The organism is Mesorhizobium sangaii, from assembly GCF_014207355.1.
Taxonomy (GTDB): domain Bacteria; phylum Pseudomonadota; class Alphaproteobacteria; order Rhizobiales; family Rhizobiaceae; genus Mesorhizobium; species Mesorhizobium sangaii.
Map to the genome: position 1 here is coordinate 137,405 of NZ_JACHEF010000005.1, position 14,494 is coordinate 151,898.

Annotated in this window: 5 protein-coding genes; all 5 read left to right on the forward strand. The window is 64.4% G+C overall.

The annotated features are described in order from the left end of the window. Positions 1-204 precede the first annotated feature (204 nt). The 5 genes from HNQ71_RS23415 to HNQ71_RS23435 all read left to right on the forward strand — a co-directional run bounded on the left by HNQ71_RS23415 (position 205) and on the right by HNQ71_RS23435 (position 14,475). Positions 205-5,685, forward strand: a complete 5,481-nt coding sequence (locus HNQ71_RS23415) for an alpha-2-macroglobulin family protein (protein WP_184875002.1) — start codon at positions 205-207, stop codon at positions 5,683-5,685. 216 nt (positions 5,686-5,901) lie between these two features. Then, on the forward strand, positions 5,902-7,992 hold the full coding sequence (gene pbpC / locus HNQ71_RS23420; RefSeq protein WP_184875003.1) for a penicillin-binding protein 1C: 2,091 nt from the start codon (positions 5,902-5,904) through the stop codon (positions 7,990-7,992). A gap of 18 nt (positions 7,993-8,010) precedes the next feature. Further along, positions 8,011-8,733: a M15 family metallopeptidase gene (locus HNQ71_RS23425; protein ID WP_184875004.1), complete on the forward strand. Its 723-nt coding sequence runs from the start codon at positions 8,011-8,013 to the stop codon at positions 8,731-8,733. A gap of 3,150 nt (positions 8,734-11,883) precedes the next feature. Continuing rightward, entirely contained in the window at positions 11,884-13,188 is a 1,305-nt protein-coding gene (locus HNQ71_RS23430; RefSeq protein ID WP_246461900.1) for an autotransporter outer membrane beta-barrel domain-containing protein, read from the forward strand. 183 nt (positions 13,189-13,371) lie between these two features. Then, positions 13,372-14,475: a TIGR03032 family protein gene (locus HNQ71_RS23435; protein WP_210334018.1), complete on the forward strand. Its 1,104-nt coding sequence runs from the start codon at positions 13,372-13,374 to the stop codon at positions 14,473-14,475. Positions 14,476-14,494: the final 19 nt, after the last annotated feature.

Sequence of the window (14,494 nt, forward strand, 5' to 3'; positions counted from 1 at the left end):
CCAATTGTCTGAAATAGGATGGGCTTGGAATTCACACCTTCTGCGTCGCCGCAAGAAAGCGTGATCCCCTGTCCTATGGAGCTACTACCGGTGATCGGCCGGAAAGGAAACCGTTGGCAGGCGGAACCCTGTCGCGTCCTTGTGTTGACAAGCCTGACTGATGCTTGATCATGCCTGGACGTCAGCAGTGTCTGGGAGGGTGTTATGGCAATGCGCGCGGCCCGTGGTCTGTCGATCCTGATTTTTCTCTTTTTTGCCTGGAGTGGTGTCGCGCAAGCGGCTGAAGCCAGGCGAATCGCGACAACGGACAATTCCGATTATTTCGGATTTGATCTCCGGTCCGACCAGAATGTCACGCTCGACCAGTGCAAGACGACATGTCTGGGTGATCCGGCCTGCCGCGCCTTCACCTACAACACCAAGGCCAAATGGTGTTTCCTCAAATCCGACTACAATCAGCTGAAGCCGTTCAGCGGCGCGGTCGCCGGCAAGGTCGTCAACATCGATGGCGACCCCGACATCGGCGCGCCGCCGGAACTTGCCTTCTTCCCCAACTGGATGGCCGATCAGGCCCAGCAATACCGCAACAAGCTGTTGGGTCCGGCCTATGTCAAGCCGACGGAAGGGCTGACGGCGCTGACGAATGCCGCCGAACAGTCCGTGCTTACCGGCGACCACCGCTCCGCCATGCTGAGATATGAAGGCGCCGTGTCCGTCATGCCCGATGATGGCCAGCTCTGGCTCGACCTCGCGCGCGAAACGCTGGCCGTGCAGCCTGCCGCCAACACCTCCGAGGCTTCCACTTTGCCGGCAAACGGCACCTCGGCCGCCTTCAACGCCTATAAGCTGCTGCGCACCGCCAAGACGCGCGCCGAAGTGCTGGCGTTGCTCGGCAACGGCCTCGACAAGCGCGACCTCTACCGGCCAGCGCTGCAGGCCTATGAGGCGAGCCTTGCGCTGGTCCCCTCGCCGGCAGTCCAGGCCGACTATGCCGACCTGAAGGCCCGCAAGGGTTTCCGCGTCATCGACCACACTGTCGACGCCGACACCAGCGCGCCGCGCATCTGCGCACAATTCTCCGAGGATCTGGTCAAGACCGGCGTCGACTACGCCCAGTTCGTCACCGTCGACAACGCGCCGCCCAAGGGCGTCGAGGCCAAGGACAAGCAGATCTGCGTCGAAGGTCTGGAGCACGGCCAGCATTACGAGGTCACCTTCCGCGCCGGCCTGCCGGCCGCCATCGGCGAGGTGACTGCCGCCCCCGTGGTGCTGTCGATCTATGTGCAGGACCGGGCGCCCTCGGCCCGCTTCACCGGCGACAGCTTCGTGCTGCCGGCGGGCGCGCGCCGCGGCATTCCGGTTGTCACCGTCAACATGATCGCGGCCGAGATGAAGCTCTACCGCATCGGCGACCGTTCGCTGGCGCAGCTTCTTTCGGGCTATCAGTTCCTCCACCAGCTCGACAGCTATGATATCTCCAACATTTCCGAGCAGATGGGCGAGCCGGTCTGGCAAGGCCAGCTCGACATCGCCAATGATCTGAACAAGGAGGTCACCACCTCCTTCCCAGTCGACGAGGCGTTGCCGCAACGCAAGCCCGGCGTCTATGTGCTGACCGCCCAGGCCGTCAACGACAAGAGCGACGACTACAACTCGATGGCCACGCAATGGTTCGTCGTCTCCGACATCGGCCTGTCGACCTACACCGGCCAGGACGGGCTCAATGTCTTTGCCCGTTCGCTGGGCAGCGCCAAGCCGATATCGGGCGCCGAACTGACGCTGGTTGCTCGGAACAACGAGGTTCTCGGCACCGCGACCACGGATGCCGACGGCCACGCCGTCTTCAACCCCGGCCTGACGCGTGGCGACGGCGGCATGGTGCCGGCGGTGCTGATGGCCAAGCAGGGCGACAATGATTTCGTCTTCCTCGACATGGGCCGGGCCGGCTTCGACCTGTCCGACCGCGGTGTCACCGGACGCGCGGCGCCCGGCGCGCTCGACGTCTATGCCTGGACCGAGCGCGGCATCTACCGCGCCGGCGAGGATGTCCATGTCGCCGCCCTTGCCCGCGACGGCGCTGCCAAGGCGGTCGAGAACCTGCCGCTGACCTTCATCTTCTCGCGCCCCGACGGCGTCGAGGACCGCCGCATCGTCAGCGACGGCGCATCGGCCGGCGGCCATGCCGTTGACCTGCCGCTCGAGCCCAACGCCATGCGCGGCACCTGGTCAGTGTCGATCTACACCGATCCCAAGCAGCCGGCGGTCGCCAGCCAGATGTTCCTGGTCGAGGATTTCGTACCGGATCGCATCGAATTCGACCTGAAGGCTGACAAACAGGAGATCGCGCAGGGCGAAACCGCCAACATCAACATTGACGGCCGCTTCCTCTACGGCGCGCCGGCAGCAGGCCTGGCGCTCGAAGGCGAGCTGACGCTGTCGACGTCCCGCGATTGGGACCGTTTCCAGGGTTTTTCCTTCGGCCTCGCCGATGAGCAGTCGGCCGAACCCACGGTCACCCCCCTCACCGATCTGCCGGTGGTCGGCGATGACGGCAAGGCGACCTTCCCGGTCTCTGTCGAGCAACTGCCCTCGACCACCAAGCTGGTCGACGCCAAGGTGACGGTCAGGATGCGCGAAACCGGTGGCCGCGCCATCGAGCGTTCGCTCAACATCGGCATCCGCCCGCAAGGTCATATGATCGGCATCCGCCCGGATTTCGCCGACAATGAAGTGCCGCAAGGCGGCACGGCGAAGTTCAGCCTGATCGCCGTCGATCCCGACGGCAAGCGTGAGGCGCTGAAAGGCGCGCAGTGGACGCTGGTCAAGGTCGAACGCAATTACCAGTGGTACCGCTCCAACAACTCCTGGAACTACGAGCCGGTCACCTTCACCAAGTCGATCGCCAACGGCCAGGTGGACCTCAGCGCCGACGGCGACGCAACGGTCTCCGTGCCGGTCGACTGGGGCCAGTACCGACTCGAGGTCGAAACCGCCGATCCCGAGGGACCAGCGACCAGCTATGAGTTCGACGCCGGCTGGTACGTCTCCTCGACCACCACCGAAACGCCTGACGGCCTCGAGATCGGCCTAGACAAGGACACCTATGCCGCCGGCGAAGTGGCCAAGCTCAAGGTCTCGCCGCATTTTGCCGGCGAACTCCTGATCAACATCGGCTCGGACAAGCTGTTGAAGACCGTCACGGCAACCGTGCCGGCCGGCGGCAGCACCGTCGACATCCCGGTCGGTGACGACTGGGGCGCCGGCGCCTATGTCACGGCGACCCTGTTCCGGCCTGGCGACGCGCAGGAATCGCGCATGCCGGCCCGGGCCATCGGCGTGAAATGGCTGAAGGTCGATCCGGGCTCGAAGAAGCTCGCCATCACCCTGACGCCGCCGGACAAGACCATGCCGCGCCAGCAGCTGTCGATCCCGGTCGCGGTGGCCGGCGTGCAGCCTGGCAGCAACGCCTATGTCATGGTTGCCGCCGTCGATGTCGGCATCCTCAACCTGACCAACTACAAGGCGCCCGATCCGGAAAACTGGTTCTTTGGCCAGCGCATGCTGGGCATGGAAATCCGCGACCTCTACGGCCGCCTGATCGACGGCTCGCTGGGCAACACGGGCAAGCTCAGGACCGGCGGCGACGGCGCGAACATGCAGACGCAAGGCAGCCCGCCGACCGAAAAGCTGGTCGCCTTCTTCTCTGGTCCGGTTCAGCTCGACGCCGACGGCAAGGCGCGGATCGACTTCGACATTCCGCAGTTCAACGGCACCGTGCGCGTCATGGCTGTCGCCTGGACCAAGGAAGCGGTCGGCCATGCCCAGTCCGACGTCATCGTGCGTGATCCGGTGGTCATAACCGCCGGCCTGCCGCGCTTCCTGGCGCCTGGCGACGCCGCCGTCATGCGCCTCGATGTCGCCGACACCGATGGCCCGGCCGGTGACTATGCGCTGTCGATAAACACCACAGGCGACCTGTCGACCGGCGACAAGCCTCTGCCTGAGAAGCTGACGCTGGCCAAGGGCAAGCGGCAGACACTGACCGTGCCGCTGATCGCACAGACGGCGGGCAATGCCTCGATCATCATCAAGCTTGCCCATGCCGACGGCACCGCTGTCGAGCAGACGCTGTACGTGCCGGTGCGGCCGGCGCAATTGCCGGTCACCACCCGCCTGGTCGTCGACCTCAAGGGCAATGGAGGCGCACTGCGCGTCGACAAGGAACTCCTGGCGGCAAGCCTGCTCGACGGCGCTTCCGTCAGCGTCGGCGTTTCGCAGGCGGCAGCCTTCGACGTACCCTCGCTTTTGATGACGCTCGACCGCTACCCCTACGGTTGCGCCGAGCAGACCACCAGCCGCGCCATGCCGCTTCTCTACGTCAATGAATTGGCGTCCGGCATCGGCATGGCCAGTGACCCTGACCTGCACGGCCGCATCCAGGACGCCATCTACAAGGTTCTGAGCTACCAGGCCTCTGCCGGCAGCTTCGGCCTGTGGGGCCCGGGCTCCGGCGACCTCTGGCTCGACGCCTATGTCACCGACTTCCTGACCAGGGCGCGCGAGCAGAAATACGACGTGCCGAGCCTGGCCATGAACCAGGCGCTGAGCAACCTGCAGAACTCGCTCGGCTACGATCAAAGCGTACAGGACCGTGGCAGCGAGATCGCCTACGCCCTCTACGTCCTGGCCCGCAACAAGAAGGCCTCGATCGGCGACCTGCGCTACTATGCCGATACCCAGCTCGAAGCCTTCTCGAGCCCGATGGCGGTTGCCCAGCTGGCGGCGAGCCTGGCGCTCTACGGCGACACGCCGCGCGGTGAAGCGACGTTCAAGACCGCGCTGCAGCTCGCCAAGGCAACAACCGACTATGACTACTACCGCTCCGACTATGGCTCGCCGCTCCGTGACGGCGCGGCGATGCTGGCACTGGCGGCGGAATCGAAGCCGGTGCCAACGATCGTGCCGGAGCTTATCAAGCTGGTGACGAAGGAACGCGCCGAAGCCGATTGGACCACCACCCAGGACGAATCCTGGATGCTGCTGGCGGCCCGCGCATTGAAGGAAGGCAATGATTCGATCACGCTGACCGTCAATGGCGCGCCGCATTCTGGCGGTTATTCCAACCAGATCAACGGCAGCGACCTGGTCGACAGCCCGCTCGCCATCGCCAACACCGGCAAGACCCCGCTGCAGGCCGTCGTCACCACCGTGGCGTCGCCGATCCAGCCGTTGCCGGCCAGCGGCGACGGCTTCACCATCGGCCGAACCTACTACAAGCTCGATGGCACCGAAGCCAACGTCACCGAGGCGACGCAGAACGAACGCTACGTCGTTGTGCTCAAGATCTACGAGCAGAACAACTGGCCTTCGCGCCTCTTGATCACCGACTTGTTGCCGGCAGGCTTCGAGATCGACAATCCAGGCCTGGTCTCCAGTGCGCAATTGTCGAACTTCTCCTGGCTCGCCCAGACCGACGCCGCCCATCTCGAATTCCGCGACGACCGTTTCGTCGCTGCGTTCAACCCCAATGAGGGCGACGGCGACCGCAACATCACGCTTGCCTATGTCGTGCGCGCGGTGACGCCGGGCACCTACGCCCATCCGGCGGCAACGGTGGAGGATATGTACCGGCCGCAGTATTCGGCCCGCACCGCCACCGGCATGATGGAGGTCAAGGCGCCGTAAGGCGTCGATGATGGCGATCATGAACATGGCGACAGCGCTGCCCCTCATCCGCCTGCCGGCACCTTCTCCCCGTATAGTGACGGGGAGAGGGGGACTGCCGCGATCGTCGGCACCTGTTCTGCAATGTTGGAAATTGGCGAAAGCCTCTGCGCAGGCTCCTTTCTCCCCGTTTCTATACGGGGAGAAATGCCCGGAAGGGCAATGAGGGGCGGCGCAATGCTCTCAAGAAAACTCGTTCACCGCTCCGCAATTGCCGCCGCCTCCCTCGTCGGCTTCTTAGCAATCGCCACCGCCTCCCTCTGGGAACTCGACCGCGCCTTTCCGCCCCCACTGCCGGCCAAGCTCACGGTCTCGACGGAAGTCCAGGACCGCGACGGCCAGCTGTTGCGCGCCTTCGCCACCCCTGACGGCTATTGGCGGCTCGAAACCAGGCTCGACCAGGTCGACAAGCCGTTCGTAGACATGCTGGTCACCTATGAGGACAAGCGCTTCTGGGACCATGAGGGCGTCGACGTGCTGGCGCTGGCGCGCGCCGCCGGCCAGTTCGCCACCAGCGGCCATATCGTCTCCGGCGGCTCGACCCTGTCGATGCAGCTCGCCCGGCTGATCGAGCCGCGCGAAAGCCGCAGCCTCGGCTCCAAGATCAAGCAGATGCTGCGCGCCATCCAGATCGAGCGCCGGCTGTCCAAGCGCGAGATCCTCGAACGCTACCTGACCCTGGCGCCCTATGGCGGCAATCTGGAAGGCGTGCGCGCCGCCTCGCTGGCCTATTTCGGCAAGGAGCCGAAGCGGCTCACCGTTTCCGAAGCCGCCCTGCTCGTTGCCTTGCCGCAGTTGCCGGAAAAGCGCCGGCCCGACCGCAATCTGCAGATCGCCCATGCCGCGCGCGACCGGGTGCTGACCCGCATGGTGTCAGCCGGCCTGCTCGGCGAGCGCGAGGCCGCGCGCGCGGCTCTCGACGATGTGTCGGGCCTGCGCCGCACCTTGCCGGCGCTCGCCGCGCACGCCGCCTATGCGATGCTGCCCAAGGCCGTCCCCGGCCAACCCTTGCAACTGACGATCCGCAAGAGCGTCCAGGAAGGGCTGGAGCAGGTGGCCAGGGACGCCGCCACCAAGCTTGGGCCTCGCCTCTCCGTTGCCATGGTGCTGGCCGACGCCCGCACTGGCGATATTCTCGGCGAGGTCGGCTCCGCCAATTTTTTCGATGCCAGCCGCTCCGGCTGGATCGACATGACCAAGATCGTCCGCTCGCCCGGCTCGACGCTGAAGCCGTTCATCTATGGGCTTGCCTTCGAACAGGGGCTGGTGGCACAGGAAACGCTGATTGACGACAGCCCGGTCGATTTCTCCGGCTACCGGCCGAAGAATTTCGACATGGGCTACCAGGGCGACGTCAGTATCCGCCAGGCGCTGCAGCTGTCGCTCAACGTGCCGGCGATCCGCGTGCTCGACGCGGTCGGGCCAACGCGGCTGATGGCGCGCTTCCGGCAGGCTGGGGTGAGCCCCATGCTGCCCGTCAACGAGGCGCCGGGCCTGGCCATCGGCCTCGGCGGCGTCGGTGTGTCGCTGCGCGATCTCGTCCAGCTCTACACAGGCCTAGCCAACGGCGGCAAGACGCACACGCTGCATGACGGCACCGAGCCGGCCAATGCCGAGCGCAACACCGCCACCATCCTCGACGGTCAGGCCAACTGGCAGATCATCGACATCCTGTCGGGCGTCAAGCCGCCCGAAGGTGCCTTGCAACGCGGCATCGCCTACAAGACCGGCACCTCTTACGGCTACCGCGACGCCTGGTCGGTCGGCTTCGACGGCCGCTACGTGCTGGGCGTCTGGGTCGGCCGTGCCGACGCCGGCGCGGTTCCCGGCCTCTCCGGCTATGTCTCGGCCGCCCCCATCCTGTTCGAGGGCTTTGTCCGTTCGGGTCTGGTCACCGTGCCTTTGCCCGACAAGCCGCCCGGCGTCTTCAGCCCCAAACGCGAGGACCTGCCGATGACACTCGCCCGCTTCGGCACCGGTTCGGACGGCCTGGTGCAGGCGACACCGACCGAACCCGCGCCGACCATCATCTTTCCGCCGGACGGCGCCCGCGTCGACCGCGGCACCAACTCGGCCGATGCCTCGCCGCTGGTGCTGAAGCTGCAAGGCGGCCGCGCGCCGTTCCGCTGGCTGGCCAACGGCAAGCCGCTGACCGGCATCGACCGCCGCCGCACCGCAACCTGGCAGCCGGACGGCGCCGGCTATTCGACCCTGACCGTGATCGATGCCGCTGGGCGCGCAGCCAGCGTGAAAGTGTTCGTCGAGTGAAAGCGTTCCTTGAATAGAATGCGCCATGCGATTCAGCGCATTGGCTTTTGCGCGCTGATGGTCGCGGCTTTCGCTCTGCCGGCACATGCCGACACCCTGCCCACCGGCTTTGTTCGCCTCGCCGACATCGACCCTTCGATCCGCCAGGACATCCGCTACGCCGGATCGGGCAATTTCCTGCGTCGCAAGGTGAACGGCTATGAAGCGCCGGCCTGCATACTCACCGAGCAGGCGGCCAAGGCGCTTTCCGGCGTCCAGAAGGCGATTGCCGCCAACGGCCTGACGCTGGTCGTGTTCGATTGCTACCGCCCTGCCCTTGCCGTCGCCGACATGGGGGAATGGACGCGAGAGGGCGGGCCGCCCGATCCGCAATGGTATCCGCGGGTCAAGCGCGGCGACCTCATCGCCAAGGGCTATGTCGGAGAACTGTCCAGCCATTCTCGCGGCTCGACGGTCGATGTCGCCATCGCGCGAGCCGACAGCAGATCCACGCCGAAACCGGCCTGCGGCGCCCTCGACGCCGACACGCTCGATTTCGGCAGCGGCTTCGACTGCTTTGACCCGATGAGCGAAACCGCCCACCGCGGCCTCGCCGGCGAAGCCGCGCTAAACCGCAAGATGCTTCTCGATGTCATGCGCACCGGCGGCTTCAAAAACTATGCCCGCGAGTGGTGGCATTTCACGCTGGCAAATGAACCGTTCGCCAAGCAGCGATTCGACTTTCCCGTGACCGCCAGGTGAGACAGCCACCAAACCGGCGGAACTGCTGTTCAGCGAACTGATACTTCAAGTTGTTGTATAAATACAACTTAAATTGCCCGTCACTAACGATCGCCCTGAAATCGCGCAGTCTCGAATTGCAATTCCCTTCCGCAAGGATACGCATGGCCGCTGGAGGGCTTCCAATGGGTTTTACGTCGGGTTTTGACGTCGTGTTCGTGCGCGACGTCGTTCAACTATGTCCAAAGCGTCGCCGCTCGCTGCTTTTGGGCACGGCGCTCGGCTCGACGCTGGCGGCGCTCTCCGCCTCCCCTTCATTTGCAGCAAACTGCACGCAGCCGGCCTCGCCCTCGCCGATCACGGTCAACGCTGCGGCAACGCCGATTTCGTGCACCAACACTGTTGCACGCACGGCAAGCGTGGCTGGCGACAACGCCATCGGCATTGTGACGACCGGCAATGGCAACATCGTCGACATCACCAACAGCGGGCTGCTGACCACGACTTCGACTTCACTCATTCCGGGGCCGACTTTCTCGCAGTCTACCGGCGCGCGCGGTATCTATGCCGGCACCAACGGCATTGGCGCTGACATCACCATCAACAACACCGGCACCATCAACTCCTACAGCGACAGCATCAAGGCGACCGACGCCGCCACGAGCGGCACCGTTTTCAGCAGCGACACCCACATCACCATCACCAATTCAGGCAAGCTGACCTCTGGCCCCAACGCCGAGGGCATCTATGCCAACGCCAGCTACGGTTCCAACAACGTCGTGACCATCGACAACAGCGGCGCCATCCAGACCGGCGCCAGTGCCTCCCAGAGCGGCACATCGTCCGGCATCCTCGCCACCGTCGACGGCGACAACAGCCAGATCAACATCACCAACAGTGGCGCCATCAACACGATCGGCGACACCGCTTCGGATATCTCGGCGATCGCCAACCATTACTATGGCAACAACGGCAGCATCGTCATCGACAACAAGGCAGCCATCATCGCGACGGGCGCCGGCGCCAATGGCATCCTCGCCCAGGCCGGCAATCCGGACAATGGTGGCACGGTCAAGATCACCAATGCAGCCACCGTCAGTGCCGGCAATATCGGCATCGCCAGTTTCACCAACGGCGCAGGCGGCAACATTACCATCGACAATAAGGGCAACATCACGGCCGGCACCAGCGGCGCCAATGTCTCCGACGGCATCATGGCTGTCGCCTACGGCAGTGACGCGACCATCACCATCACCAACAGTGGTGCCATCGACACGACCGCCGGCGGTCACCGGTCTGTCGGCATCGAGGCCACGGCCGGCTACTACGACTCCAGCAATGCGCACATTTCAGTAAACAACACAGCCAGCATCACCACTGGCACCTACTTCGAGGGCATCCTCGCCCGCTCCTATGGCACCGGCGCCACGGTCACCATCGACAACAGCGGCGCCATCAATGCCGGCTCGCTCGGTATCGTCGCCAACGTCTACGGCGACAGCAGCCAGATCAGCGTCACCAACAGCGGGGCGATCACAACCACGGACCCGAACGCGAATGGCATTACGGCGGTCGCCATTTCCTATGGCAGCAGCGGCGACAGCATTGTCATCGACAACAAGGCCGGCGGCACCATCGACACCAGCACCGGTACGTTCGGCATCTTCGCGCTGGCAGGTAGCAACGGCAATACCGACCCCGACAATGGCGGCACCATCACCATTACCAATGCCGCCACGATAAATTCGGGCCACACCGGCATCGCTGCCATCACCTATGGCAATGGCGGCGCCCTAACGGTTTCGAACTCGGCCACGATCACAGCCGGAAAACTAGGCGAGAACGGTTCCTACGGCATCCTGGCTGTTGCCATTGGCAGCGACATAGCCATCGATATCTCCAACACCGGCGCCATCGACACGACTGCCGGCGGTCCTAACGCGACGGGCATCCAGGCCATGGGCACCTATTCCTCGGCCAGCAACGTGCACATTTCGGTCACCAACAGCGCCAGCATCACCACCGCCGCCAATTCCGAAGGCATCTTCGCCCAGTCCTACGGCGACGGCGGCATTGTTACTGTCGACAACAGCGGCGCCATCAAGACCGGCGACAGCACCTCGACGAACGGTCGTTCGTCCGGCATCGCCGCCAATGTCAATGGCGACAACAGCCAGATCAGCGTCACCAACAGTGGCGCGATCACAACCATCGGCGTCGGTGCGAACGGCATCACCGCGATCGCCAACCTGTATGGCACCTGCAGCTGCCAAGGGCCCCTTTTCCCGGCCACCAGCAACGGCAGCATCGTCATCAGCAACAAGGCTGGCGGCACGATAACCACGACAGGCAACTATGCGTCGGGCATCTTTGCACGGGCCGGCAACAAGGATCCGTCCGACCCGGGTAATTCCAATCCCGACGATGGCGGCTCGATCAGCATTGCCAATGCCGCCGTCATCAAATCGGGGGGCAAGGGCATTGCCGCCGGCACTTACGGAACCGGAGGCACCATCAGCGTCACCAACAGTGGCGACATCGTCTCGACGGCCGGCGAAGGCCTCTATGCCAAGTCCAGTGGCAACAACAGCAGCGTTACCGCCGCCAATACGGCATTCGTCAATGCCAAGGGCGGCGTTGCCGGGCTGGCTGCCTACACGAGCGGCAGCGGCAGCAACATCGTCATCGCCAACACCGGAAACAATGCGGAACTGTTCAGCAGCGTGGGTTTCGGCGCAATCGCCGGCGCAACCGGCGCGTCGAGCACGGTGCTCGTCACCAACGATGGCAAGATTCACGGCCAGGTCGGCGGCCTGCAGGTCAATTCGAGCGGCGGCTCCACGGTCACCATCGGCACGTCCGGCTTTGTCGGCGCCAACAACAGCCTGGCCATCAAAGTCGACCGTGGGCACAACCAGGATCGACGATGCCGGCGTGATTGCCGGCCGGGTCGAATTGAGCGACGCCGGAAATATCATGAACGTCAACGACGCCGGCATCTTCAGGGCATTCACCGACAGCAAGTTCGGCGCCGGGGCCGATGCGCTAAACAATGGCGGCACCCTCTACGCATCAGGCAGCTTCTTCGGGTCTTCACCGGGCACTGTCAGCTTCATCGGCCTCGAAAACTTCGTCAACGGCAGCCCGGGCTCCGGAGCCGGCCTGACAACGATGATCGATGGCGTGGCAGGCGACAGACTAACCACGAGCGGCAATTTCACCGGCCAAGGCAATTCGAAGCTCGGCGTCGACGCCAACTTTACCACCGGCGTCGCCGATACTCTGACGATCGGCGGCAACTCGTCCGGTCATACCGATTTGGTCGTGAATGTCGTCGGCGCCGGCGCGCCGGCGGTCTTCATTCCCGTGGTCACGGTGACCGGAACAACCGCCGACAGCGATTTCGATCTGGCTGGTCCCGTCAATGCCGGCTTCTTCACCTACGGCCTGTTCCTGCAGGGCAACACACACGGCCTGCGTTCCATCGGGCTTGACAATGCCGGTTTCGAACTGCCTGCCGGCGTGACCGGAGCACAGGATGTGTGGCTGGACACGACCGGCTTCTGGCAGGACCGCATGGCGGATCTGCGCACCCAGGAAAGCGGCGTCCACAACGCGGATTTGCCGGAGGACAAACTCGCCGCGCGCATGGGCGGCCTCTGGGCGCGGGCGTCCGGCGATTGGTCTAATCGCGACAGCAGCGTAGGCTTCACCGATCCGGTCTCGCAGCAGGCCGAGACCCTCAACCTCGATCGCAAGCAGCGCACCAGTGCCTTCGTCGGCGGCATCGACATGGGGCTCGAAGGTATCGCCGGCGGCGATATGCTGTTCGGTGTCATGGGCGGCTACGTCACCTCCAGGCTCGACTTCACCGCCACAGACGACAGCTGGAACTACAAGGGCGGGACGGTCGGCGCCTATGCTACCTACCTTAACGGTGGCTTCTACCTCGACGGCCTCGTCAAGGCAGACTTCCTCGATGTCGACATCAACGACGTCGGCGGCAAGGCAACCACCAACGCCACCAATATCGGCGCACGCCTCGACGCAGGTTACCGCGTCGCCATGGGCTGGGGCTTCGTCGAGCCGCAGGCCAGCCTGGAGTGGGTCCGCACCAATATGGATTCGGTCTCGCTGTTCGGCGGCGACATCGACTTCCAGAACGGCAGCAGCGGCCGCGCCAAGATCGGCGTGCGCATCGGCACCGATATGCAGATGAACGGCATGACTGTCAGCCCCGACCTGACGCTGAGTGTCTGGAACCATTTCGGCGACGGCAACGCCGTCGACATCAACTTCCCCGGCAGCGCCTTCTCGGCCACCGACAGTGCCGGCAACGGCACATTCGGCGAGGTCGGCGTCGGCGTGAACGTGGCCAGCGCCAGCAACTGGTCCGGCGTGGTCCGCGGCAGCGTCCGCTTCGGCGACAGCTACAGCGCCGGCTCCATTGGCGCGGCACTCCGTTACGGCTCGTAGTCCAGCGGATTGCGTCTGAACTTCTTGCGCCGGCCCTCGCGGCCGGCGTAGTCATGACTGGAGCAACTCCAGGAAAAGTGTGAAACGGTTTTCCGTCCGGAATTGCGTCAAAAACAAAGAGATAGAGCGGTTCTGCGGTTCCGTGAAACGATGAACCGCTCTGGGTCCACCCATGGAGCAAGCGTGAGCACATCCAAGGCCACCGACGAGGTTCCTGCGAAACCGGCTGAAACCCCGCCTGCCGGCCTGGCCGAACAGCAGACCAACATCTCGCTGTCGCGCGGCTTCATCAACTGGATGGAGACGGCGCAGTGCTCGTTGGCCTTCACCTCCTACCAGACCGGACAGCTGTTCCTGGTCGGTCTCACCGGCGACAGGAAGGCCTCGATCCACCAGACCAGTTTTGTAAGGGCCATGGGCGTGACCGTTGCCGGGCAGCGCATCATCCTGGCCTCCGACACGGCAGTGTGGCGGCTGGAAAACATCCTCGGGCCTGACCAGGTCGCTAACGCCATCTACGACCGCATGTACATGCCGCGCGCCGCTTCTTACACGGGCGATCTCGACATCCATGAGCTGGCCGTCCGCGAAGATGGCCAGATCGTCTTCATCAACACCAAGTTCTCTTGCCTGGCGACGCTGAGCCCGACGCATTCCTTCCGGCCGTTGTGGAAGCCCTCTTTCATCAGCAAGCTGGTGCCGGAGGACCGTTGCCATCTCAACGGCCTCGCCATGCAGAACGGGCGGGCCCGCTATGTCAGCGCGATCAGCCGGTCGGACTCGGTCGGCGGCTGGCGCGACCGCCGCTGGGAAGGCGGCATGATCATCGACATCACCGAGGACAAAGTGGTGGTCGACGATCTGTCGATGCCGCATTCGCCGCGCGTCCATGACGGTGCGCTGTGGGTACTGGATTCCGGCCGCGGCATCCTGGTCCGTGTCGATCCAGCAACCGGACAGCGGCAGAACATCGCCTTCTGCCCCGGCTTCCTGCGCGGCCTGAGCTTTCACGGCCGCTTTGCCATCGTCACCACGTCGTTGCCGCGCGACGGCCTGTTCAAGGACCTACCGCTGCAGGACAATCTGCAGACGCGCGACGCCGAGCCGCGCTGCGCGCTCTACATCATCGACCTGCATACCGGCGGTATAGCCGAGTGGATCGAGTTGAAGGGACACATCACCGAGTTGTTCGACGTCGCCGTCATTGCTGGCTGTCGCTGTCCCTCGTCGGTGCCGCTCAACAGCGCGAACATGGCTTCGCTGATCACCATCGACAGCGAAGGTTGAGCGAATCGGGCTCGGCCTG